23 protein-coding genes and 5 tRNA genes are annotated in these 24,448 nt (G+C 56.8%); 9 read left to right on the top strand and 19 right to left on the bottom strand.

What is annotated here, in order from left to right; all coding sequences use genetic code 11:
* The first annotated feature begins 178 nt into the window (after positions 1-178).
* The 9 genes from proV (at position 179) to leuA (ending at position 10,069) form a co-directional block, all read left to right on the top strand.
* On the top strand, positions 179-1,390 hold the full coding sequence (proV, locus tag Electrica_RS05140) for a glycine betaine/L-proline ABC transporter ATP-binding protein ProV (RefSeq protein ID WP_100685815.1): 1,212 nt from the start codon (positions 179-181) through the stop codon (positions 1,388-1,390).
* Positions 1,374-2,438, top strand: a complete 1,065-nt coding sequence (gene proW, locus Electrica_RS05135) for a glycine betaine/L-proline ABC transporter permease ProW (protein WP_131048906.1) — start codon at positions 1,374-1,376, stop codon at positions 2,436-2,438. Before proV ends, proW begins: the two co-directional genes overlap by 17 nt.
* 71 nt (positions 2,439-2,509) lie before the next feature.
* The gene (gene proX / locus Electrica_RS05130) at positions 2,510-3,508 is read left to right on the top strand and encodes a glycine betaine/L-proline ABC transporter substrate-binding protein ProX (RefSeq protein ID WP_141963759.1); all 999 of its coding nucleotides are present in this window, start codon (positions 2,510-2,512) and stop codon (positions 3,506-3,508) included.
* A gap of 207 nt (positions 3,509-3,715) precedes the next feature.
* Positions 3,716-4,444 carry an AzlC family ABC transporter permease gene (locus tag Electrica_RS05125; protein WP_141963757.1) on the top strand — a complete coding sequence of 243 codons (729 nt, stop codon included), beginning with the start codon at positions 3,716-3,718 and terminating at the stop codon, positions 4,442-4,444.
* A complete protein-coding gene (gene ygaH, locus Electrica_RS05120) occupies positions 4,434-4,775 on the top strand; it encodes an L-valine transporter subunit YgaH (protein ID WP_131048908.1) in 342 nt (113 codons plus the stop codon). Before Electrica_RS05125 ends, ygaH begins: the two co-directional genes overlap by 11 nt.
* Before the next feature lie 84 nt (positions 4,776-4,859).
* Positions 4,860-5,390 (top strand): transcriptional repressor MprA, encoded by a 531-nt coding sequence (gene mprA / locus Electrica_RS05115; protein ID WP_100685810.1) that lies wholly within the window; start codon positions 4,860-4,862, stop codon positions 5,388-5,390.
* A gap of 129 nt (positions 5,391-5,519) precedes the next feature.
* Positions 5,520-6,692: a multidrug efflux MFS transporter periplasmic adaptor subunit EmrA gene (emrA, locus tag Electrica_RS05110; RefSeq protein WP_141963754.1), complete on the top strand. Its 1,173-nt coding sequence runs from the start codon at positions 5,520-5,522 to the stop codon at positions 6,690-6,692.
* A gap of 15 nt (positions 6,693-6,707) precedes the next feature.
* On the top strand, positions 6,708-8,246 hold the full coding sequence (gene emrB, locus Electrica_RS05105; RefSeq protein ID WP_142255842.1) for a multidrug efflux MFS transporter permease subunit EmrB: 1,539 nt from the start codon (positions 6,708-6,710) through the stop codon (positions 8,244-8,246).
* Positions 8,247-8,392: 146 nt separating this feature from the next.
* Positions 8,393-10,069, top strand: a complete 1,677-nt coding sequence (gene leuA, locus Electrica_RS05100) for a 2-isopropylmalate synthase (RefSeq protein WP_141963752.1) — start codon at positions 8,393-8,395, stop codon at positions 10,067-10,069.
* Here leuA and Electrica_RS05095 read toward each other — a convergent pair.
* The 19 genes from Electrica_RS05095 to Electrica_RS05005 all read right to left on the bottom strand — a co-directional run bounded on the left by Electrica_RS05095 (position 10,048) and on the right by Electrica_RS05005 (position 24,387).
* Positions 10,048-10,815 (bottom strand): AraC family transcriptional regulator, encoded by a 768-nt coding sequence (locus Electrica_RS05095; RefSeq protein WP_141963750.1) that lies wholly within the window; start codon positions 10,813-10,815, stop codon positions 10,048-10,050. The two genes, leuA and Electrica_RS05095, sit on opposite strands and share 22 nt — an antisense overlap.
* 49 nt (positions 10,816-10,864) lie before the next feature.
* Positions 10,865-11,380, bottom strand: a complete 516-nt coding sequence (gene luxS, locus Electrica_RS05090; protein ID WP_004866815.1) for an S-ribosylhomocysteine lyase — start codon at positions 11,378-11,380, stop codon at positions 10,865-10,867.
* Positions 11,381-11,546: 166 nt separating this feature from the next.
* Positions 11,547-13,103 (bottom strand): glutamate--cysteine ligase, encoded by a 1,557-nt coding sequence (gshA, locus tag Electrica_RS05085; protein ID WP_141963748.1) that lies wholly within the window; start codon positions 13,101-13,103, stop codon positions 11,547-11,549.
* Between the two features lie 198 nt (positions 13,104-13,301).
* Positions 13,302-13,730, bottom strand: coding sequence for a YqaA family protein (locus Electrica_RS05080; RefSeq protein ID WP_100685805.1), 429 nt, complete (start codon positions 13,728-13,730; stop codon positions 13,302-13,304).
* A complete protein-coding gene (yqaB, locus tag Electrica_RS05075) occupies positions 13,727-14,293 on the bottom strand; it encodes a fructose-1-phosphate/6-phosphogluconate phosphatase (RefSeq protein WP_100685804.1) in 567 nt (188 codons plus the stop codon). Before yqaB ends, Electrica_RS05080 begins: the two co-directional genes overlap by 4 nt.
* A gap of 120 nt (positions 14,294-14,413) precedes the next feature.
* On the bottom strand, positions 14,414-14,728 hold the full coding sequence (locus tag Electrica_RS05070; protein ID WP_100685803.1) for a BON domain-containing protein: 315 nt from the start codon (positions 14,726-14,728) through the stop codon (positions 14,414-14,416).
* 328 nt (positions 14,729-15,056) lie between these two features.
* A tRNA-Arg gene (locus tag Electrica_RS05065) sits at positions 15,057-15,133 on the bottom strand.
* Positions 15,134-15,196: 63 nt separating this feature from the next.
* Positions 15,197-15,273, bottom strand: a tRNA-Arg gene (locus Electrica_RS05060).
* A gap of 226 nt (positions 15,274-15,499) precedes the next feature.
* Positions 15,500-15,576, bottom strand: a tRNA-Arg gene (locus Electrica_RS05055).
* A gap of 197 nt (positions 15,577-15,773) precedes the next feature.
* Positions 15,774-15,850 (bottom strand) — tRNA-Arg (locus Electrica_RS05050).
* A 4-nt stretch (positions 15,851-15,854) separates the two neighbouring features.
* Positions 15,855-15,947, bottom strand: a tRNA-Ser gene (locus Electrica_RS05045).
* Between the two features lie 324 nt (positions 15,948-16,271).
* Positions 16,272-16,457: a carbon storage regulator CsrA gene (gene csrA / locus Electrica_RS05040; RefSeq protein WP_000906486.1), complete on the bottom strand. Its 186-nt coding sequence runs from the start codon at positions 16,455-16,457 to the stop codon at positions 16,272-16,274.
* A gap of 238 nt (positions 16,458-16,695) precedes the next feature.
* Positions 16,696-19,323, bottom strand: coding sequence for an alanine--tRNA ligase (gene alaS / locus Electrica_RS05035; RefSeq protein ID WP_141963746.1), 2,628 nt, complete (start codon positions 19,321-19,323; stop codon positions 16,696-16,698).
* A 254-nt stretch (positions 19,324-19,577) separates the two neighbouring features.
* Positions 19,578-20,078, bottom strand: coding sequence for a recombination regulator RecX (recX, locus tag Electrica_RS05030; protein ID WP_141963744.1), 501 nt, complete (start codon positions 20,076-20,078; stop codon positions 19,578-19,580).
* 69 nt (positions 20,079-20,147) lie between these two features.
* Positions 20,148-21,212 (bottom strand): recombinase RecA, encoded by a 1,065-nt coding sequence (gene recA / locus Electrica_RS05025; RefSeq protein WP_100686504.1) that lies wholly within the window; start codon positions 21,210-21,212, stop codon positions 20,148-20,150.
* A gap of 80 nt (positions 21,213-21,292) precedes the next feature.
* Positions 21,293-21,790 carry a nicotinamide-nucleotide amidase gene (pncC, locus tag Electrica_RS05020; RefSeq protein ID WP_100686503.1) on the bottom strand — a complete coding sequence of 166 codons (498 nt, stop codon included), beginning with the start codon at positions 21,788-21,790 and terminating at the stop codon, positions 21,293-21,295.
* Between the two features lie 138 nt (positions 21,791-21,928).
* Entirely contained in the window at positions 21,929-22,807 is an 879-nt protein-coding gene (locus tag Electrica_RS05015) for a metal ABC transporter substrate-binding protein (protein WP_142255841.1), read from the bottom strand.
* A 9-nt stretch (positions 22,808-22,816) separates the two neighbouring features.
* Positions 22,817-23,680 carry a metal ABC transporter permease gene (locus tag Electrica_RS05010; protein WP_032691010.1) on the bottom strand — a complete coding sequence of 288 codons (864 nt, stop codon included), beginning with the start codon at positions 23,678-23,680 and terminating at the stop codon, positions 22,817-22,819.
* Positions 23,677-24,387 (bottom strand): metal ABC transporter ATP-binding protein, encoded by a 711-nt coding sequence (locus tag Electrica_RS05005; RefSeq protein WP_167686219.1) that lies wholly within the window; start codon positions 24,385-24,387, stop codon positions 23,677-23,679. The genes Electrica_RS05010 and Electrica_RS05005 overlap by 4 nt, the downstream gene beginning before the upstream one ends.
* Positions 24,388-24,448 lie beyond the last annotated feature (61 nt).

Genomic DNA, 24,448 nt, shown 5'->3' with positions numbered 1-24,448 from the left:
TTATCAAGGCCCAGCCCTTCTATCATGGGGAATACGTCGAAGATGCCCCCTCTCATTTCACCGCCAGCGGGACATTGAGGGTTGTCACAGAATCTGAGTATGTTAGGGTGTAAAAAGGCAATTATCTCCACCAGGTACTATATTGACAGAATACAAATAACAGGAAACCCTCTATTGCATGGCAATTAAATTAGAAATCAAGAATCTCTATAAGATATTTGGCGAGCATCCGCAGCGAGCGTTCAAATATATTGAAAAAGGATTTACTAAAGAACAACTACTGGAAAAAACGGGACTTTCGCTTGGCGTAAAAGACGCCAGTCTGGCCATTGAAGAAGGCGAGATATTCGTCATCATGGGGCTTTCCGGCTCAGGAAAATCCACCATGGTTCGCCTTCTCAATCGCCTGATTGAACCCACCCGCGGGCAGGTGCTGATAGATGGCGTCGATATCGCCAAAATCTCAGAGGCCGAGTTGCGTGAGGTGCGCAGAAAAAAGATCGCTATGGTATTTCAGTCATTTGCGCTGATGCCGCATATGACTGTGCTCGATAATGCCGCCTTTGGCATGGAGCTGGCGGGTATCCCGACCCAGCAGCGCCAGCAGAAAGCGCTGGAGGCGCTGCGTCAGGTCGGCCTGGAGAATTACGCGCATGCTTACCCGGATGAGCTCTCCGGCGGAATGCGCCAGCGCGTCGGCCTCGCCCGCGCGCTGGCCATCAACCCTGATATCTTATTAATGGACGAAGCCTTTTCGGCCCTTGACCCATTAATTCGCACGGAGATGCAGGATGAGCTGACAAAATTACAGGCGCAACATCAGCGTACCGTGGTGTTTATTTCACACGATCTTGATGAAGCCATGCGCATTGGCGATCGGATTGCCATCATGCAAAATGGCGAAGTCATTCAGGTCGGAACCCCGGATGAAATACTGAATAATCCGGCTAATGATTATGTCAAAACCTTCTTCCGCGGCGTCGATATTAGCCAGGTATTCAGCGCTAAAGATATTGCCCGTCGAAGCCCGGTGGGCTTAATTCGTAAAACGCCAGGTTTCGGTCCGCGTTCGGCATTGAAATTATTGCAGGACGAAGACCGTGAATATGGTTATGTGATTGAACGTGGTAATAAGTTTGTCGGTATTGTCTCTATTGATTCACTGAAATCCGCCTTGAGCGAAGGTCAGGGAATTGATGCGGCGTTACTCGCCTCCCCGCAGGCGATAGATGCGCAAACATCGCTCAGCGACCTGCTCTCCCACGTCGGCCTGGCACCGTGCGCGGTCCCGGTTGTGGATGAAGGGCACCAGTACATCGGTATTATTTCTAAAGGCATGCTGCTGAAAGCTTTAGATCGCGAGGGGGCAAACAATGACCGATCAATCTAACCCGTGGGATAGCGCTCCGGCGGCGGATAGCGCCGCGCAATCTGCCGATGCCTGGGGCTCCCCGCCATCCGCGCCGACCGATGGCGGTAGTACCGACTGGCTCAACAGCGCGCCGGCGCCGCAGCCGGAACATTTCAACATCCTGGATCCGTTCCATAAAACGCTGATTCCGCTCGACAGCTGGGTGACGCACGGTATCGACTGGATCGTGGTGCACTTCCGCCCGCTGTTTCAGGGTATCCGCGTGCCGGTGGACTATATCCTCAGCGCCTTCCAGCAACTACTGCTCGGTATGCCGGCACCGGTCGCCATTGTGCTGTTCGCGCTTATCGCCTGGCAAATCTCCAGCGTGGGGATGGGCGCGGCAACGCTTCTCTCTCTGGTTGCCATCGGCGCCATCGGCGCGTGGTCGCAGGCGATGGTGACCCTGGCGCTGGTCCTGACCGCACTGCTGTTCTGTATGCTGATCGGCCTGCCGCTGGGGATCTGGCTGGCGCGTAGCCCACGGGCGGCGAAAATTATTCGCCCGCTGCTGGATGCCATGCAGACCACGCCAGCGTTCGTCTACCTGGTGCCGATTGTGATGCTGTTCGGGATTGGTAACGTGCCAGGCGTGGTGGTGACCATTATCTTCGCCCTGCCGCCTATCGTCCGTTTGACCATCCTCGGGATTAACCAGGTGCCCGCGGACCTGATTGAGGCTTCGCGCTCGTTCGGCGCCAGCCCGCGTCAGCTGCTCTTTAAAGTGCAGCTCCCGCTGGCGATGCCGACCATCATGGCCGGGGTTAACCAGACGCTGATGCTGGCGCTGTCGATGGTAGTGATAGCCTCGATGATCGCCGTGGGCGGCCTGGGCCAGATGGTGCTGCGCGGGATCGGCCGCCTCGATATGGGGCTGGCGAGCGTCGGCGGCGTCGGGATCGTCATTCTGGCGATTATTCTCGACCGCCTGACCCAGGCCGTCGGCCGCGATTCCCGCAGCCGCGGCAACCGCCGCTGGTACGCGACCGGCCCCCTGGGGCTGATTACCCGCCCGTTCTGTAAATAAGCTTCTCATCGCCCGGCGGCACTGCGCCTGCCGGGCCCGCAGCACTCCCTTCTCATTGATAAGGAATAACGATGCGACATAACACGATTATTGCCACAACGTTTGCCACGCTTCTCGCCACCAGCGCCGCCTGGGCAGCCGACCTGCCGGGAAAAGACATTACCGTTAAACCCATTCAAAGCACCATTACGGAAGAGACCTTCCAGACCCTGCTGGTAAGCCGCGCGCTGGAAAAACTGGGCTACACCGTCGATAAACCCAGCGAAGTGGACTACAACGTCGGCTATACCTCGCTTGCCTCCGGCGACGCGACCTTTACCGCCGTCAACTGGCAACCGCTGCACGACGATATGTACGCCGCCGCCGGGGGCGACAAAAGCTTCTACCGCGAAGGCGTTTATGTGAATGGCGCGGCGCAGGGCTACCTGATCGACAAAAAAACCGCCGAACAGTATCACATCAAATCCATCGATCGGCTCAAAGACCCGAAAATCGCCAGACTGTTTGACACCAACGGCGACGGCAAAGCCGATCTGACCGGCTGTACGCCGGGCTGGGGCTGCGAAGCGGTCATTAATCATCAGATTGATGCCTATGGCCTGAGCAAAACGGTGGAGCACAATCAGGGGAACTATGCGGCGATGATGGCCGATACCATTGCCCGCTTTAAAGAAGGTAAGCCGGTTATCTACTACACCTGGACACCGTACTGGGTCAGCGACGTGCTGAAGCCGGGCAAAGATGTGGTCTGGCTGCAGGTTCCGTTCTCCTCCCTGCCGGGGGTGCAGAAAAATATCGATACCAAACTGGCGAACGGCGCGAACTATGGCTTCCCGGTAAGCACGATGCACATCGTGGCCAACAAAGCCTGGGCTGAGAAAAACCCGGCGGCGGCAAAACTGTTTAGCATCATGAAACTACCGATTGCCGACATTAACGCCGAAAACGCCATGATGCATGAAGGTCACGCCTCGGAAGCGGATATTCAGGGTCACGTTGATGGCTGGATCAAAGCCCACCAGCAGCAGTTTGACGGCTGGGTGAAAGAAGCGCTGGCCGCGCAGAAGTAATCTTCCCTCAGACCCGGATAGTGGCGCTATCCGGGTGTCCGATCGCGCCACGTTGTTGCTCCGGCACTGTTCGGGGCAACATGCAGACGCTTTCGCCCGCCAGGCCCGCGCCGCTTAACAGGGTGTCAAAGCCCCCGGTCTCTGCTAAGGTAATCTCACCTGTTCAATCATGTGATATTCACGTGAATTATCAATAAATAACACCCTATGGAAAAACCCGCCCCCGCCAGCGAGGCCACGCTGCCTGAAGGAATTAAAGACAGCCTGCCGATTGTGATTAGCTATATTCCCGTGGCCTTCGCCTTTGGCCTGAACGCCACCCGACTCGGCTTTACGCCGCTGGAAAGCCTGTTCTTTTCCTGCATCATCTACGCCGGCGCCAGCCAGTTTGTCATCACCACGATGCTCGCCGCAGGCAGTTCGCTGTGGGTGGCGGCCCTCACCGTGATGGCGATGGATGTACGTCACGTGCTGTACGGTCCTTCGCTACGTAGCCGCCTTCATCGCGCGCTGGATAAACGCAAAACCGCGCTCTGGGCTTTTGGCCTGACCGACGAAGTGTTCGCGGCGGCCACCGCAAAGCTGGTTCGCGACAACCGCCGCTGGAGCGAAAACTGGATGCTCGGCATCGCCTTCACCTCCGGGATATCATGGGTGTTCGGCACGCTGATCGGCGCCTACTCCGGTAGCGGCCTGCTGGTCGGTTTTCCGGCGGTGGAGGCCGCGCTGAGCTTTATGCTACCCGCGCTGTTTATGAGCTTCTTACTGGCTTCATTCCAGCGTAAACAGTCTCTCAGCGTAACGGCAGCGCTGGCGGGCGCGCTGGGCGGCATGATTCTGTTCTCGATTCCGGCGGCGATCCTCGCCGGGATTGTCTGCGGCTGTCTGACTGCGCTGCTGCAGGCCAGCATTCAGGGGATGCCCGATGAACAATAACGTGCTGATTATCGGGATAGTGGTCGGCTGCGTGAACTATCTGTTTCGCTATCTGCCGCTGCGCCTGCGCGCAGGTCATTCCCGTACCGGTCGTCGCGGCCCGCTCAGCGTGCTGCTCGATACTATCGGTATCGCCTCCATCTGTGCCCTGCTGATCGTCTCCAGCGTGCCGGAAATCCTCAGCGATTCCCGGCGGCTGCTGCCGACGCTGGTCGGCTTCGCGGTGCTGGGACTGGCGTTCTGGAAGACGCGCAGCATTATTATACCGACGCTACTGAGCGCGCTGGCCTATGGCGTAGCATGGAAAATCACGGCGTTTTTATACGTCTAAAGTATCAATTTTAGTCAATAATTGATTTGATTTGTTTGTCACAATAGTTATTATATCGGCTGTAATTAATGAGGTCATACCCAAATGGATAGTTCGTTTACCCCCATTGAGCAAATGCTCAAGTTCCGCGCCAGCCGTCACGAAGATTTCCCTTTCCAGGAGATTCTGCTCACCCGCCTGTGCATGCACATGCAGGGCAAGCTACTGGAAAACCGCAATAAGATGCTGAAAGCGCAGGGGATTAACGAGACATTATTTATGGCGCTGATAACCCTGGAGTCTCAGGAAAACCACAGCATTCAGCCTTCCGAGCTGAGCTGCGCGCTGGGATCGTCACGAACCAACGCAACCCGTATTGCCGATGAACTGGAAAAACGCGGCTGGATTGAGCGTCGCGAAAGCGATAACGATCGTCGCTGCCTGCATCTGCAACTCACCGACAAAGGTCATCAGTTTTTGCGCGAAGTTTTACCGCCGCAGCACAACTGCCTGCATCAGCTCTGGTCTTCCCTGAGCTCCAGCGAGAAAGACCAGCTCGAGCACATCACTCGCAAACTGCTTAGTCGCCTTGACCAGATGGAAGAGGACGGCGTACTGGCGGAGTCGCTGCGCTAAGCGCGGGAACCGCGCAAAACTTTTTCTGGATTGACAAGGAAAACAGACAGGCCAGCAGATCTTTTGCTGGCCTTTCTGATAAACAGGTCGGCTCAGCCGATGTGAAATAATAAGATCGTGGAGAATAACATGAGCGCGAATGCGCAGAGCCAAATCCCGCAGCAACCGGACAGCAAGAAGGGCAAACGCAAAGGCGCCCTGCTGTTGTTAACCTTGCTGTTTATTATTATTGCCGTGGCCTACGGAATTTATTGGTTTTTGGTACTACGTCATTATGAAGAAACCGATGACGCTTATGTGGCAGGGAACCAGGTACAAATCATGGCGCAGGTGTCCGGCAGCGTGACGAAAGTCTGGGCCGACAACACCAATTTCGTGCAGCAGGGCGACCCGCTGGTCACCCTTGACCAGACCGACGCCCGGCAGGGATTTGAAAAGGCGAAAACCCAACTCGCCGCCAGCGTTCGTCAGACGCGTCAGCAGATGATCAACAGCAAACAGCTGCAGGCCAATATCGACGTCAAGAAAACCGCGCTCTCTCAGGCGCAGACCGACCTTAACCGGCGTATCCCGCTGGGCGCCGCCAACCTGATTGGCCGCGAAGAGCTGCAGCACGCGCGCGATACGGTTGCCAGCGCGCAGGCCGAACTGGATGTCGCCATTCAGCAATTCAATGCCAACCAGGCTATCGTGCTGAACACCAGCCTGGAGCAACAGCCGGCGGTTCTGCAGGCGGCGACGGATGTCCGTAACGCCTGGCTTGCGCTGCAGCGGACGCAAATCGTCAGCCCGATTAGCGGCTACGTTTCCCGTCGCGCCGTGCAGCCCGGCGCGCAGATTAGCCCGACCACGCCGCTGATGGCGGTGGTACCGGCCACCAATCTGTGGATCGACGCCAACTTTAAAGAGACCCAGCTGGCGCATATGCGCATCGGCCAACCGGCTACCGTGATCAGCGATATTTACGGCGATGATGTGAAGTACACCGGTAAAGTGGTCGGCCTCGATATGGGCACCGGGAGCGCCTTCTCGCTGCTGCCAGCGCAGAACGCCACCGGCAACTGGATCAAGGTGGTTCAGCGCCTGCCGGTACGTATCGAACTGGATGAAAAGCAGCTGGCAGAGCACCCTCTGCGCATCGGTCTTTCAACGCTGGTTGAGGTGAACACCACCAACCGCGACGGCGAGATGCTGGCTAACCAGACGCGCAAATCCCCGGTTTATGAAAGCAATGCCCGTGAAATCGCCCTGGAGCCGGTGAACAAACTGATCGAGGGTATCATCCAGGCTAACGCGGGATAATTCGGAGTGAGCGTAATGCAACAGCAAAAACCGCTGGAAGGCGCGCAACTGGTCATCATGACCATTGCGCTGTCGCTTGCGACCTTCATGCAGGTGCTGGACTCCACTATCGCCAACGTGGCCATTCCGACCATTGCCGGTAACCTTGGCTCATCATTGAGCCAGGGGACCTGGGTTATCACCTCATTCGGGGTGGCGAATGCCATCTCTATTCCGATCACCGGCTGGCTGGCAAAACGCGTCGGGGAAGTGAAGCTGTTCCTGTGGTCGACGGTGGCGTTCGCCATCGCCTCCTGGGCCTGCGGGATGTCCAACAGCCTGACGATGCTGATTTTCTTCCGCGTGATTCAGGGGATCGTCGCCGGTCCGTTGATTCCGCTGTCGCAAAGTCTGCTGCTCAGCAACTATCCGCCGGCAAAACGTTCTATCGCGCTGGCGCTGTGGTCGATGACGGTGATCGTCGCGCCGATTTGCGGCCCTATTCTCGGCGGCTATATCAGCGACAACTACCACTGGGGCTGGATCTTCTTCATCAACGTGCCGATTGGCATCGCGGTGGTGGTGATGACGCTGCAAACCCTGCGCAGCCGTGAAACCCGTACCGAACAGCGGCGAATCGATGGCGTTGGCCTGGCGCTGCTGATCATCGGTATCGGCAGTCTGCAGGTGATGCTCGACCGCGGTAAAGAGCTGGACTGGTTCGCCTCCAACGAGATTATTGTGCTGACAATCGTGGCGGTGATCGCCATCAGTTTCCTGATCGTCTGGGAACTGACCGACGATAACCCGATAGTCGACCTCTCGCTCTTTAAATCGCGAAACTTCACCATCGGCTGTCTTTGTATCAGCCTCGCCTATATGCTCTACTTCGGCGCCATCGTGCTGCTGCCGCAGCTGCTGCAGGAGGTATACGGTTATACCGCCACCTGGGCCGGTCTGGCTTCCGCACCGGTGGGGGTTATCCCGGTTATCCTGTCGCCGATTATCGGTCGCTTCGCCCATAAGCTGGATATGCGCCGATTGGTCACCTTCAGCTTTATTATGTACGCGGTGTGTTTCTACTGGCGCGCCTGGACCTTCGAACCCGGCATGGACTTCGGCGCTTCGGCGTGGCCGCAGTTTATCCAGGGCTTCGCGGTGGCCTGCTTCTTTATGCCGCTGACCACCATCACCCTGTCCGGTCTGCCGCCGGAACGGCTGGCGGCGGCCTCGAGCCTGTCGAACTTCACCCGTACGCTGGCGGGCTCCATCGGCACCTCGATTACCACCACCATGTGGACGAACCGCGAGGCGCTGCACCATGCGCAGCTCACCGAGTCGGTGAACCCCTATAATCCCAACGCCCAGCAGATGTATGACCAGCTGCAGGGATTAGGGATGACTCAACAGCAGGCGTCCGGCTGGATAGCGCAGCAGATAACTAACCAGGGGCTGATTATCTCCGCCAACGAAATTTTCTGGTTATCGGCGGCGATATTTATCCTGTTGCTGGGGCTGGTGTGGTTTGCCAGACCGCCGTTTAGCGCCGGGGGCGGGGGCGGCGGCGCGCACTAAAGTTTGACCTGAAGGGATCTGCGGATCCCTTTTTTATTGCCGGCGCTACACCAGCCTTGTCCAGTTCTCGCTAGTTTCTGTCCAGTTTGCTAAAGCAGGCCGCTCTGCGCTTCGGCAGGATAAAGATCCGACACAAGGAGAGAACTATGCTGACAAATCCCGGTGAAAAATATCGCCCCTGGCCGCCCATTTCCCTGCCCGACCGCCGCTGGCCGGACAACCCGATAACCCACGCGCCGCGCTGGCTCTCCACCGACCTGCGCGACGGCAACCAGGCGCTGGCCGAGCCGATGGACGGCGCACGTAAGCTGCAGTTCTGGGAGCTGCTGCTGGAGTGCGGATTTAAAGAGATTGAAGTCGCCTTCCCCGCAGCATCGCAGACCGACTTCAACTTCGTCCGCCAGCTGATTGAGGAACAGCGCATTCCACAAGATGTCACCATTCAGGTGCTGACCCAGGCGCGGGAAGATCTTATCCTGCGGACCTTTGAGTCGCTGCGCGGCGCCCATCGCGCCACCGTCCATCTGTACAACGCCACCGCTCCGCTGTTCCGCAAGCTGGTTTTCGGAATGGAGAAAGCGCAGGTCATTGAGCTGGCGACCCGCGCCACTCGCCTGATTCGCCAGCAGTGCGAAGCGCAGCCGCAGACGCTCTGGCAGTATGAATACTCCCCGGAAACCTTCTGTTTTACCGAGCCGGAGTTTGCTCTTGAGATCTGTGAAGCGGTGGCGGACATCTGGCAGCCCTGCGCACAACGCCCGATGATTATTAATCTGCCCACCACCGTTGAGGTCAACACGCCGAACGTGTACGCCGATCAGATTGAATTTTTCTGCCGCCATTTCTCCCGCCGCGCCGATGTTTGCATCAGCGTGCATCCGCACAACGATCGGGGAACCGGCGTTGCCAGCGCCGAACTGGCGGTGATGGCTGGCGCCGACCGCGTAGAGGGCTGTCTGTTCGGTAACGGTGAGCGTACCGGTAATGTCTGTCTGGTCACCCTGGCCATGAACCTCTACAGCCAGGGGATTACGCCGCGACTCAGCTTCCCGGAGATGAAACGGGTGGTGGAAGTGGTGGAGAATTGCAATCAGCTGCCGGTTCACCCGCGCCATCCGTGGGCCGGCAGCCTCGCCTACACCGCCTTTTCCGGTTCTCATCAGGATGCCATTAAGAAGGGATTCGATGCCCGCCAGCCCGGCGATCGTTGGGAGATGCCCTACCTGCCCGTCGACCCGCAGGACATCGGCTGTAGCTATGAAGCGGTTATCCGCGTCAACAGCCAGTCCGGTAAGAGCGGCAGCGCCTGGTTAATCGAACAGAATCACGGACTGAAACTGCCCCGCGCGCTGCAGCAGGATTTCAGCCAGCACGTTCAGCAGGAAACCGATACGCATGGCAAAGAGATGACGCAGAATGCGCTCTGGCAGCTGTTCCGTTCCCGCTACGGGCTGGTCGCTCAGCCGCCGCTGGCGCTGCTGGAGTATAAAACCGACAGCCGGCAGGACGGCCAACTGGCGTTGGAAGGTACGCTGCGGGTCAACGGCGAGACGCGTCGCCTACAGGGGCATGGCAATGGCCTGCTCTCCGCCGCCGCCAACGGTCTCAGCGCGCTGCTAAAGCAAGCGTTTGTCATAAAGGACTACCATGAGCACACTCTCGGTGAACGCAGCGACAGCCGCTCGGTGGCCTATATTCGCTGTATCTTCCCCGATGGCAGCAGCCGCTGGGGCGTCGGCATAGATAACGACGTCGCGCGCGCCTCGTTACAGGCGCTGTGCAATGCGCTCAGCGCAGGCGATCACTCCGGCGAGCGGAAATAATCGCTGGGAGCCATCCCGATAACCCGACGAAACATGGCGCTGAAGGCACTATGGCTACCATAGCCCAGATCCAGCGCCACCCGCAGTACCGACTGCCCCTGCGCCAGGCGAACCAGCGCTTCCATCAGCTTCGCCCGGCGCACCCATTCACTCCAGGTGAGCGTGGTCTGCTGCTGAAAGTGGCGGTTGAGCGTGCGTTCGCTCATATTGCTCTCTTTCGCCGCCTGCTGGCTACTCCAGACTTCCCCCGGCATTTCCCGCACCTTGTGACATAAACGGCGCAGCGTCTCGCTCCGGGGCTCCGGCAGGCCAAAAGGCAGCACCGCCATACCGCGAATCTCATCGAGAATGAGTTCATAAATGCGCTCATCGCGACTGCCGGGTTCATAGCGCTCGGCGAGGGCCAGCGAGGTGACGATCAGCTCACGCAGCAGCGGCGTGATCTGCACGATCTGGCACGCAGACGGCAGATCGGCGCGGGCGAGCGGATCGATAAACAGCGTGCGGGCCGCGACCTGTCCGGTGATACGCAGCGCGTGAGGCGTGCCAGCCGGTAGCCAGACGCCGCGTCCGGGCGGGACAACCCAGTAGCCCACCGGCGTGTCAACCCGCACCACGCCGCTGAGAATATGCAGCAGTTGGGCGCAGTCATGCTGATGCCACGCTTCGCTATCGCCGTGAGCGTAATCATGGGCGAACGGCACCAGGGCGCGGTGTTGAAACGAGAAGGTTAAGGTCGTCGACATGGCGGCGCAGAATAGCGGCCCGGCGAAGATAGCCGGGCCGACAGAAGAACTAGATATGCAGTTCTTGCAGGGTTTCTTTCGGCAGGGCCAGCTCATCGTTGCTGTTGATGCGCACATCGCGCTCGATGATATGGCGCGCGATCTCCTGAGCTTCTTCCAGCGAGTGCATGGTATAGGTACCGCACTGGTAGACGTTCAGTTCCGGGATCTGCTTCTGATCTTTCACTTTCAGCACATCGGCCATCGCCGCTTTCCAGGCGTCGGCTACGCGCTGCTCATCCGGCGTACCAATCAGGCTCATATAGAAGCCCGTACGGCAGCCCATCGGAGAGATGTCGATAATTTCCACACCATTGCCGTTCAGGTGGTCGCGCATAAAGCCCGCGAACAGGTGCTCAAGAGTATGAATCCCTCTTTCCGGCATCACTTCCTGATTTGGTACGCAAAAACGCAGATCGAAAACGGTAATTTCATCGCCGTGCGGCGTGTTCATTTTCTTCGCAACGCGCACCGCCGGTGCTTCCATGCGGGTATGGTCGACTGTGAAACTATCTAACAACGGCATTCTTCACCTCCGATAGTGATTTTTTTTAAAATAAAATGAACTCTTCTTATACCCGCGAGTCTGAGTATATGAAAGACGCGCATTTATTATCATCATCATCATCCCTGAATCAGAGATGAAAGTTTGGCCACATTGATGTGGCCTTTTTCTTTTGTATCGCTTTTTGCTACGCGTGTCTTGCTAACAGGGCTTCAAACGGCTCGCTATCTTCCGCTTCCACCTTCTGCTGACGCATCACTGAAGCTTCACGTTCGGCGATAAAATCGTCTTCACGCAAAATTTCCAGCGGCTCTTCGCGCAGCATCGTACGATATCGATCGGCCAGCTCCCTACCGGTGCCGCCAATCCCTTCTTCAAGCATAGAACGCAGAATGCGGGCTGAGAAAGTTAATTCCGGATCGTCGAAGCTGGCGACCAGCTCATCGCACACCTGCTGGTAGGCTTCGCCGCCGTGGATGCTATCTAACGTCTGCGCCACGCGGCGCAAATCACGGAACAGATCTTTACCCACTTTAGCCAGCGGGAACTGCGCGCTTGCGCAGCCGATACCCAGCGTCAGCCCCGGCTTACGGCCTTCCAGAATCACGCGATTCCAGTTGGTGCGCGTACACAGTAGCTCGTCGCTGCTCATTTCCGGCGCATCAGCCAGTACGCACCAGACCATAAACAGATCGAGGAAACGTACCTGCTGCTCATCAACGCCAATCGGTGAGAACGGGTTGATATCCAGAGAGCGGACTTCGATGTATTCAATGCCGCCGCGCAGCAGCGCGTCGGAAGGCGTCTCGCCGCTGCGGGTCACCCGCTTCGGCCGAATTGGCGCGTAGAGCTCGTTCTCAATCTGCAGAATATTGCTGTTGATTTGCAGATGTTTACCGTCTTTCTCAATGCCAATCCGGGCATACTCTTCCGACGGCGTTTTAATCGCCCGCTTCAATCCCGCCACATACTCGTGGAGATCGTTAAACGTAATCCCGAGATTGCTTTGCGACTTATTGGTATACCCCAGGTCGCTCAGGCGCAGAGAGGTCGCATAAGGCAGGTAGTACATCCCATTTTCCGCTTTCTCAAACGGCAGCGTCGTCGGTTTCCCCTGCAGGAACGAAGAGCAGATGGCCGGAGAAGCGCCGAACAGGTAGGGGATCACCCAGCCGAAGCGGTAATAGTTACGAATTGAACGGAAATAGCCGGCGGAAATCGCCTCTTTGCCGCTTTCCGCATCGTCAACGCCGCACTTCGCCTGCCAGAAGGCCATCGGCAGCGAGAAGTTATAGTGCACGCCGGAGATGGTTTGCATCAGCGCGCCATAGCGGTTCTTCAGCCCCTCGCGGTACAGCGTTTTCAGACGGCCAATATTCGAGGTGCCATACTGCGCCAGTTCGATGTCCTGACCAGGGGCAATGTAGCAAGGCATACTCAGTGGCCACATCCGCCCATCGCCCAAGTGACGTGCGGTATAGCGATGAACATCGCGCATAAAGGTGAGCATATGCTGAATGTCGCCATCAACCGGCGTAATAAACTCCAGCAGCGCTTCAGCGAAGTCGGTAGTAATCCATTTGTGGGTCAGCGCCGAGCCAAGGGCCAGAGGGTGACCGGTCGTCGCCAGTGAACCATCGGCATTGACGCGCAGCGTTTCGCGCTCAAGACCACGTTGGATACCCTGTAGAGCCTGTGGATTTTTTTCCAGCCAGGCCAGCGCCTGTGATACATCCGGGATCAATTTGACCTCCCGCCTGTCAAAATCGTTTGAATAAGCATAATTGTAATGGTGACCATACAAGTTATCCCAGAAGACGTTACTGTTGCCGGTTCCGCGCACGAAAACCGGAGCGCACTGGCAGTACGCGCGGATTTCGGGCACAGCCCAGGTGCAAAATAACCGGTAACACGGCCTGCCGGGATAGTCTTAGTTCCACAATTAGTGCCACCACGTCATGCCTTGAAGCGTTACCACCGCAATGACGATATAGCGTAACGCTTTGCCAAGGCATAAGAAAAAAAGTACCGGCCCCCAGGAGATGCGCATCCATCCCGCCAGCAGACACAGTAAATCGCCGATGACCGGCGCCCAGCTTAATAATAATGTGACCGCGCCGTAGCGCTTTAACCAGCCGGTTGCTTTTTCCTGCCAGCGCGATGTTTTGCGCAGCGGAAACAGACGCCCCAGAATAACGTTAGTTACCCCTCCAAGGCTATTGCCGATTGTTGCTATTAATACCAGGGCCCACGGTTGGCTTACCCCCGACAGTAGCATCGCAACCAGCACAACTTCCGAATTGCCGGGAAGTAATGTGGCGCTCAAAAAACTACTGGCAAACAGCGATATCAGCGACAGCGCGTCGCTCACAGCAGCCGAACATCCACGGCATCCATTCCCGCGCGCTGCGCCGCCTGCAGACCAAAATCCGCATCTTCAAAAACGACGCATGTTTCCGGCGCGACGCCCATGCGCTCCGCGCACAGCAGGAAGGTATCGGGCGCCGGTTTATGATTCTGGACATGATCGGCGGCAACCACCGCCGTAAAGTAGTGCCGCAGGCCGAGATGCGCCAGCAGCGCTTCAGCGACGGCGCTTTCGCTCCCGGTACCGACCGACATCGGACGACGCCCGTGCCATGCCTTCACAACCTCTATCAGCGGTAAGGGACGCACGCTGTCCAGCAGCATGGCCTTCACGGCCACGGTTTTTTCTTCCGCCAGGCGGTGAGGATCTAAATCAGCGTGATTCAGTTCGATAATCGCCTGGGCTATACGCCAGGTCGGAGAACCATTGAGCGCGACCATCGCCTGCTCGTCGAAACGCATTGCGTAACGACCCAGAACCTCATGCCACGCCTTACGATGCGTCGGTTCGGTATCCAGGATAGTGCCATCCATATCAAAGATCAGTCCTGCGTAACGTTCGTACATCGAGTTCTCACAAACCGGGTAAGAAAACGTTACTTTATCGCAAAAGGCGCATGTTGTCGCGGCCAGCGCCTCAGGCAATAAAGGCGCCTTCGGGCGCCTTTATCTGAGTCATATCGTGGTTTATTTGATTCTTAAATCATTCTCAACCACACGAACGCCCTGCACTCTGCGGGTGACTTCCACCGCGCGGCTGGCGTCCTTCGCTGATGAGACAAAACCACTTAACTGAACGCGCCCTTTAAAGGTCTGTACGCTGATTTCAGAAGATTTAATGTCTTTTTCGTTAAACAGCGCCGTTTTAACCTTCGTGGTGACGACGGTATCATCAATATAGCCACCGGTACTTTCCTTCGTGGGCGATCCCGCACAGCCAGCTAATGATACGGCGACCAGAAGCGTCGCACAAAACGCAGGTATTGCTTTGAACCATTTCATGGATTTCTCTCCTTGCACTCATCTCACCCAAATCAGGCCGACACATACGGGTAAATTATAGTGGAAAGAATCACTTGCTAATAAAAAAGTTTGAGACGCGTCGGTGAAAAGTCTTCAACACGGGAAGGGGCTAAACGGACTTTGCCAGAAAGACAGAAAGAGAAAGCGGAGATGATACAAGTTTGGGTTTGGAGCAGATGGTGCATCCGGGAGGATGACTCACTTTGCTCGCCCTACGGGCCGTTGCTTACGCAACGTTATCCTCCCTGGTGCTGGCGATAATTTCACAGACCATGAAGCGATAAATTTGATGTGAATCTGGAGAAGATGGTGCATCCGGGAGGATTCGAACCTCCGACCGCTCGGTTCGTAGCCGAGTACTCTATCCAGCTGAGCTACGGATGCATCAGGGAGAACTGCTTTACTACGCGTCAGTGTCACATTTAACACTTGCCACACTGAGTAAGATGGTGCATCCGGGAGGATTCGAACCTCCGACCGCTCGGTTCGTAGCCGAGTACTCTATCCAGCTGAGCTACGGATGCATCAGGGAAAACTGCTTTACTACATTATCTTTCCTGGCTCTGGCGATTATCTCGCAGACCATGAAACAACAGTTTTGCTGTTATCTCGGAGAAGATGGTGCATCCGGGAGGATGACTCACTTCGCTCGCCCTACGGGCCGTTGCTTACGCAACGTTATCCTCCCTGGTTCTGGCGATTATCTCGCAGACCATGAAACAACAGTCTTGCTGTTATCTCAGAGAGAGATGGTGCATCCGGGAGGATTCGAACCTCCGACCGCTCGGTTCGTAGCCGAGTACTCTATCCAGCTGAGCTACGGATGCATCAGGGAGAACTGTTTTACTACGCGTCAGTGTCACATCTAACACTTGCCACACTGAGTAAGATGGTGCATCCGGGAGGATGACTCGGCTTTCGCCTCGCCCTGCGGGCCGTTGCTAATGCAACGTTATCCTTCCTGGTGCTTGCGGTTATCACCGCTACCTCAACCACCCCTTCATTGCTGAAGTAATGGATAATATGGTGCATCCGGGAGGATTCGAACCTCCGACCGCTCGGTTCGTAGCCGAGTACTCTATCCAGCTGAGCTACGGATGCAAAATGGCGGTGAGGCGGGGATTCGAACCCCGGATGCAGCTTTTGACCGCATACTCCCTTAGCAGGGGAGCGCCTTCAGCCTCTCGGCCACCTCACCACACGCCTCTTACGAGTGCTTCGAAGAACTTGTTTCTGCTCTTCGTCGCTGCGATGGCGCACATATTACTTTCTGGTACTTATAAGTCAAACAATTTTTCGAGACCTTTTTCCGTTTGCACACTTACCGCGCAATTAGCCTGCAAAAACGGCAAAAAGAGTGTTTTATCAACAGGAATTCAGGGATTTCGGCCAGCGGCAGGCAAAAGATAAATGTTGCGCACAATGAGCGATAAACAGAAAAACGAGGTAACAGAAGAAGAAAAGCCAGAAAAAAGGACGGGAACGGGGGATGCGCCTCACGGAATCGCGAGGCGCGAAAACATTAGTAACTGGACTGCTGGGATTTTTCAGCCTGGATACGCTGGTAGATCTCTTCACGATGCACGGAGACTTCTTTAGGGGCATTCACGCCAATACGTACCTGGTTACCCTTAACCCCTAAAACTGTCACAGTGACCTCATCTCCAATCATGAGGGTCTCACCAACTCGACGAGTCAGAATCAGCATTCTTTGCTCCTTGAAAGATTAAAAGAGTCGGGTCTCTCGTATCCCGGCATTATCCATCATATAACGCCAAAAAGTAAGCGATGACAAACACCTTGCGGTGTAAGCAGTCACGGCATCACATTCTGTTAAACCTAAGTTTAGCCGATATACACAACTTCAACCCGACTTTATCGTTATCAGTGCTTCTCTCGCAAGCTACCGTTATCCGGGGATAGCGGTAGCTATGCATTTATAGTTATTACAGTTTTGCGCTGACCCAGCCTTTCACACTGGCTAACGCTGCAGGGAGAGCTGACGCATCGGTACCGCCGGCCTGAGCCATATCCGGACGACCGCCCCCTTTGCCACCCACCTGCTGGGCGACCATTCCAACCAGCTCCCCTGCTTTCACGCGATCTGTCACATCCTTAGACACACCGGCAATCAGAGAAACCTTACCATCCGCCACCGTAGCTAACACAACGACCGTAGAACCCAGTTGGTTTTTCAGGTCATCAACCATGGTACGCAGCATTTTCGGTTCAACGCCGGCCAGCTCGCTGACCAGCAATTTGACGCCGTTAATCTCTTCCGCTTTGCTGGAGAGGTTTGCGCTCTCCTGCGCTGCCGCCTGCTCTTTCAGCTGCTGCAGCTCTTTTTCCAGCACCCGGGTACGTTCCAGCGCGGCACGCACTTTATCGCCAAGGTTATGGCTATCGCCCTTCAGCAGTTGTGCAATATCGCCCAGCAGATCGCTCTGCGCATGCAGATACGCAATGGCGCCTTCGCCAGTCACCGCCTCAATACGGCGAACGCCCGCAGCGGTACCGGATTCAGAGGTAATACGGAACAGGCCAATATCACCGGTACGTGAGGCGTGAGTACCGCCGCACAGCTCGGTGGAGAAATCGCCCATGCTCAGTACGCGAACGCGATCGTCATATTTCTCGCCGAACAGCGCCATAGCGCCCTTCTCTCTTGCCGCATCCAAATCCATGATATTGGTTTCAACCGGCAGGTTACGGCGGATCTGAGCGTTGACCAGATCTTCCACCGCGCGAATCTCTTCCGGCTTCATGGCTTCGAAGTGAGAGAAGTCAAAACGCAGCGCTTTGTCATTCACCAGCGAGCCTTTCTGCGCCACATGCGTCCCCAGAACCTGACGTAATGCCGCATGCATCAGGTGAGTCGCCGAGTGGTTCAGACGAATACGCTGACGGCGAGCCCGATCGACATCAGCCTCCAGCGCATCGCCCACATTCAGCGCACCGTGGGTCAGTTTACCGATATGACCAATGGCCTGGCCGTACTTCTGCGTATCGTTAACCGCGAAGGAGAAGCCGGCGCCTTTCAGCTCGCCTTTATCGCCCACCTGGCCGCCGGATTCCGCATAGAATGGCGTTTGATCCAGAATAACCACCGCTTCCTGGCCTGCGGCCACGGTATCAACGGCTTTGCCGTCGATAAACAGCGCGGTCACTTTCGCGTTCAGTTCCAGATGGTCATAGCCTTTAAATTCAGAAGCGCTGTCAATGCGAATCATCGCATTGTAGTCTGCGCCAAAGCCGCTGGACTCACGCGCACGACGGCGCTGCTCTTCCATTGCAGCTTCAAAGCCCGCTTCGTCGACCTTAATATCGCGCTCACGGCAAACGTCAGCGGTCAGGTCAACCGGGAAACCATAGGTATCGTACAGACGGAAAGCGGTTTCGCCATCCAGCGTGTCGCCCTTCAGCTTGCTCAGCTCTTCATCCAGCAGCGCCAGACCGCGCTCCAGCGTACGCGCGAACTGCTCTTCTTCGGTTTTCAGCACATGCTCAACCTGAGCCTGCTGCTGCTTCAGCTCTTCACCGGCGGCGCCCATCACGTCAATCAACGGAGCAACCAGTTTCCAGAAGAAGGTCTCTTTCGCGCCCAGCATGTTGCCATGACGCACGGCACGGCGAATGATACGACGCAGCACGTAGCCACGGTTTTCATTCGACGGGATGACGCCATCGGCAATCAGGAATGCGCAGGAACGAATATGGTCAGCGATAACGCGCAGCGATTTGTTCGTCAGGTCGGTTGCGCCGGTGACTTTCGCGACGTTCTCAATCAGAGTGCGGAACAGGTCGATATCATAGTTGGAGTTGACGTGCTGCAGAACGGCAGCAATACGCTCCAGACCCATACCGGTGTCGACGGACGGCTTCGGCAGCGGCGCCATGGTACCGTCGGCCTGACGGTTAAACTGCATGAAGACGATGTTCCAGATCTCAATGTAGCGATCGCCATCTTCTTCCGGGCTACCCGGAGGGCCGCCCCAGATGTGGTCGCCGTGGTCGAAGAAGATTTCGGTGCACGGGCCGCACGGACCGGTATCGCCCATCTGCCAGAAGTTATCAGAAGCGAACGCCGCGCCTTTATTATCGCCAATACGGATAATACGCTCACGTGGAATGCCGACTTCATTCGCCCAGATATCGAAGGCTTCGTCATCGGTTTCGTAGACGGTAACCCACAGTTTGTCTTTCGGCAGCGCGAACCAGTTTTCCCCGGTCAGCAGTTCCCATGCGTATTTGATGGCATCCTGCTTGAAGTAATCGCCGAAGCTGAAGTTACCCAGCATTTCAAAGAAGGTGTGGTGACGCGCGGTGTAACCGACGTTTTCCAGATCGTTGTGTTTACCACCCGCACGAACGCAACGCTGTGCGGTCGTCGCGCGCGAATAGTGGCGTTTGTCGAGACCCAGAAAAACATCCTTAAACTGGTTCATCCCGGCGTTGGTAAACAGTAGGGTCGGGTCGTTGTGCGGCACCAGGGAGCTGCTCGCAACGACCTGGTGTCCCTTACTATGGAAAAAATCGAGAAACGCCTGACGGATCTCAGCAGTGCTCTTGCTCATAATTATCCTGAAATCAAGCTATACACTTCACCTTTCACGCTGCCTCTGCGCGGGCTGCGCTCGTTCGCCCCGGCCACGTACCTTTGTACGCTCCAGGTCACTCACTCTCCTGCGGCCTTGACGCAGCGCGAATGATTTTGTGTATAAGGAATAATCGTCGTGGGCGCTGATTGCCTGTTAACAGCCAGCGACCGGACGGAATAAAGTGGGAATAAGATAAGTTTTCTTTACTGGGAAGTAAAATACCCGATGGGTCAATCTGCAAAATTTCGCCAGATTTCCTGAATATCTTCCATCAGGTAGCCACGATACAGCAAAAACCGCTGGATTTTGACTTTATCGGCAAATACCGTCGGGAGCGGTTCGCCATATTTACGCTGCGCCTGCTCTTTCGCCAGCGCGGCCCAGTCAATATCGCACTCGCGCATCGCGCTTTCGCTGAGGTCGCGGGGGATACCTTTCTGATTGAGTTCCTGACGGATACGCGCCGGGCCATATCCCTTGCGGCTACGGCTGGCAATAAACTGGCGAACAAAGCGGCCGTCGTCAAGGTAGCGGTTCTCAATGCACCAGGCGATAACGGTGTCTACCTCTTCCGGCGTGACGTCCAGCGTCTCCGGGCCATTTTTTCCCGGCACCGGGGCAGCGAGTTTACGCCGCAGCTCCTGTTCGCTATGGTCGCGCATCGCCAGGATACGGATTGCGCGGTCCAGCAGACGGGCATAGCCGGAACGGCGGGATGAAGATTCAGTCACAGGCACCTCGACAATCAAAAAAGCAAAAGGGCCGCATGCGCAGCCCTTCGTTATCTTTTCATGAGATTATCAGAAATCTTCGTGGGTTTCTTCCGCACCCTCGCCGTTACCGTCAACCGCGAAATCAGGAGTGGAATCCTGATTATTCAGCAGCAGCTCACGCACTTTTTTCTCAATCTCTTTTGCCGCAGCCGGGTTATCTTTCAGCCAGGAGATAGCATTGGCTTTACCCTGGCCAATCTTATCGCCGTTGTAGCTGTACCATGCGCCCGCTTTCTCAATCAGCTTCTCTTTCACGCCCAGGTCAACCAGCTCGCCGAAGAAGTTGATACCTTCGCCGTAAAGAATCTGGAATTCAGCCTGTTTGAACGGCGCAGCGATTTTGTTTTTCACGACTTTAACGCGGGTTTCGCTGCCGACAACGTTGTCGCCGTCTTTCACCGCACCGATACGACGGATATCCAGACGCACAGAGGCGTAGAATTTCAGCGCGTTACCACCGGTGGTGGTTTCCGGGTTGCCGAACATCACGCCAATTTTCATACGAATCTGGTTGATGAAGATCAGCAGCGTATTGGACTGCTTCAGGTTACCGGCCAGCTTACGCATCGCCTGGCTCATCATACGTGCCGCGAGGCCCATGTGAGAGTCGCCGATTTCGCCTTCGATTTCCGCCTTCGGCGTCAGCGCCGCTACGGAGTCGACAACGATAACATCTACGGCGCCAGAGCGCGCCAGCGCGTCACAGATTTCCAGCGCCTGTTCGCCGGTATCCGGCTGAGAGCACAGCAGGTTGTCAATATCGACGCCCAGCTTACGTGCATAAACCGGATCCAGCGCGTGTTCCGCATCGATAAAGGCACAGGTTTTACCTTCACGCTGCGCGGCGGCGATCACCTGCAGGGTCAGTGTCGTTTTACCGGACGATTCAGGCCCGTAGATTTCGACGATACGGCCCATCGGCAAACCGCCGGCGCCCAGGGCGATATCCAGTGAAAGCGAACCGGTGGAGATAGTTTCCACATCCATGGAACGGTCTTCACCCAGGCGCATGATGGAGCCTTTGCCGAACTGTTTTTCAATCTGGCCCAGTGCTGCCGCCAACGCTTTCTGTTTGTTTTCGTCGATAGCCATTTTTACTCCTGTCATGCCGGGTGAAACCGGGTGGTGAATGCTGTTCTGTTGAGGCAATTATACTGTATAGTCATACAGTATCAAGTATTTTGTAGAAATTGTTGCCAGAGGAGATTAAGCGCGTAAGCCGTTGCCTGACGACGCACCGCCTCCCGGTCTCCGGCAAAACATTCACGCCGGGTCACGCCCTGCCCGTTCGCACAGGCCACGCCAAACCACACCGTGCCGACCGGTTTTTCCGCACTGCCGCCATCCGGCCCGGCGATGCCGCTCACCGAAATAGCATAGGTGGCGCGCGCCGCGCGCAGGGCGCCAACGGCCATCTCGACCACCACCGGCTCGCTCACCGCGCCGTGGCCGAGGAGCGTGGTCTCGCTGACGCCGATCATCTGCGATTTGGCTTCGTTACTGTAGGTCACGAACCCGCGTTCAAACCACGCGGAACTGCCGGCGATGTCGGTGAGCACTTTCGCGACCCAGCCGCCGGTACAGGACTCTGCCGTGGTCACCGTCGCAGCGCGAGCTTTTAATGCCAGCCCGACCTGCTCGCTCAGTTGCTTTAATTCAGAATCTGTCATTATCGCCCCGTTTAAGCCAGATAAAGAGGCCATCAAAGATAGCACTTTCAGCACCGATATGGGGATGAGGTCACGAATTTACGAGGGAGGTTCCGAAAATGAGCGGTCCCGACGACGCCGGGACCGTCAGGACGTGTTTTACTTCATGCTGGCGGCGATCAGTTCGACGTTATGGCGCAACATCTTCACGTAGCTATCCGCCACGCCGCCCGGTTTCGAAAGCGCTTCCGGGTAAAGTTCCCCACCCGGCTGCGCCCCCGTAGCGGCCGCAATTTGTTTCACCAGACGCGGATCGAGCTGGTTTTCCATAAACCAGGTATGGACGCCGTCGGCCTTAATTTGTTGAATCAGCGCCGCCACCTGCGCCGCGCTGGCTTCGCTTTCTGACGACAGCCCCTGTGGGGCCAGGAAGGTCACGCCATAGGCGCGGCCAAAGTAGCCAAACGCATCATGGCTGGTGAGCACTTTGCGTTTGGCCTGCGGAATTGCCGTAAACTGTTTTTTTGCCCAACCGTCGATCTCCGTCAGTTGACCGATGTAGCGTTTCCCGGATGCCTCCAGCGCAGCTTTATCCTGCGGATCGGCTTTGATCAGGCCGTTGAGGATATTTTGCGCGTAAAGCGCGCCGTTAGCGGCGCTGTTCCACGCATGAGGGTCGGTAACCGTTTTGCCATCCTCATTGAGGGTGTGGGTTTTTACCCCGACAGACGCCACCACCAGCTCACCTTTAAAACCCGAAGCTTTGATTAATCTGTCGACCCAGCCTTCCAGTCCCAGACCGTTAACCACCACCACATCGGCTTTGCTCAGCAAGGCGCTATCCTGCGGCGAAGGTTCAAAGGTATGCGGATCGCCGTCCGGTCCCACCAGCGTATCAACATGGACATGTTCGCCCCCCACCTGCTGGACCATATCGCCCAGCACGGAAAAACTACTGACCACGTTAAGCGTTTTCGCCATCGCCCCCTGCGTTGCGAGGCCTAACGCCAGCGCCAGAATGACTGCGGTACGTTTCATCATATTTCCTTACCCCATTAATTTACGCCAGCTGACGACTAGTCGGCTGCGCGTGCCAAAAAACACCGAAATAAAAAAGATCCCGCTGGCGGTCAGCACGATGGACGGCCCGGCCGGTAAATTTGCCGTCCACGACAGGCTTAACCCCATCCAGGCACAAAAGCCGCCCATCAGCGCCGCCAGCAGCAAGGTACCGGGCAAGGTTCGCGCCCAGCAGCACGCTGCCACCGCCGGCAGCATCATCACGCCAACCGCCATCAACGTCCCCAGCACCTGGAATCCGGCAACCAGATTGAGCACCAGCAGCGCCAGGAACAGCCCGTGCAGCAGCGCCGGGAGCCGCGGGTGGTTAACCTGTAGCCAGGCGCTATCAAAGGCTTCGCTGACCAGCCCACGATAAAGCAGCGCGATGCAGAGCAGCGTCAGGCTGGCTACCCCGCTGACAAACAGCGCAGCGTCGTTATCCACCGCCAGAATCGAGCCAAACAGTAGATGCAGCAGATCAACGCTGGAGCCGCGCAGCGACACCAGCGTCACTCCCAGCGCCAGCGACCCGAGGTAAAACCCGGCAAAGCTGGCATCCTCTTTCAGCGGCGTGCGTCGGCTAACCCAGCCCGCCACCAGCGCCACGGCAATTCCGGCGATAAACCCGCCGATAGTCATGGCCAGCAGCGACATGCCGCTCACCAGGTAGCCCACCGCCACGCCGGGTAAAATGGCGTGCGACAGCGCGTCGCCCATCAGACTCATTCGTCGCAGCAGTAAGAAGACGCCAAGCATGGTGGTGCTCAGAGAGAGCGCGAGGCACACCAGCAGCGCACGGCGCATAAAGCCGAATTCAATAAAGGGCTGGAAAAAGGTGTGCCAGATCATGCCAGCCTCGCAGAGCCGAAGGCGGGCAGTACATCATCCGTATTCCCCCAGCGGGCGCGCTGCGGTTCCAGCAACAGCGTTTCCGGGAAATATTCAGCGACGCGCTGGTTATCATGTAGCACCGCCAGTATCGTCTGCCCGTGCTGATGCATCTCAAGGATCATCCCCATCAGCTCGCGGCTGGTCGCTTCATCAATCCCGGTAAAGGGTTCATCCAGCATCACCAGCGGCGCCTGTTGCACGATGACTCTGGCAAACAGCATGCGCTGGAACTGCCCGCCGGAGAGCGCCTCAATCGGCGTTTTCGCCATCGATGCCAGCCCCACGCGCTCCAGTGCGGCACCGACCCGCCGCCGGAACTCGCCGCGGATCCCGCTCAGCAAAGAGACATGCGGCCAGGCCCCCTGACTCACCACGTCCTGTACCGTCAGCGGAAACTGCGATTCGAGGGCATGGCGCTGCGCCAGCCAGCCAATTACCGGACGCGAAACCGTCCAGCGCAGCCTGCCGCTGACCGGAGGAATAAAGCCGGCCAGCGTTTTCAACAGCGTTGATTTACCGCAGCCGTTCAGGCCGACAATGGCCGTCATGCTGCCTGCCGCAATAACGCCGCTCAGGGCCGGCGTAATAGCCAGTTCTTCGTAACCGGCTACCAGATGATCCAGTTCAATCATGGCAGGGTTACCGCCCACCAGGTCGCCAGCCACAGGAGCGCCAGCAGCACACAGGCTATTCCTACGCGTACCGCGGCGGATGTCATAAAAAGAG

This window comes from Klebsiella electrica (genome assembly GCF_006711645.1).
In the GTDB taxonomy this organism is placed as follows: Bacteria; Pseudomonadota; Gammaproteobacteria; order Enterobacterales; family Enterobacteriaceae; genus Klebsiella; species Klebsiella electrica.
This window is presented reverse-complemented; position numbering and strand designations above follow the sequence as displayed.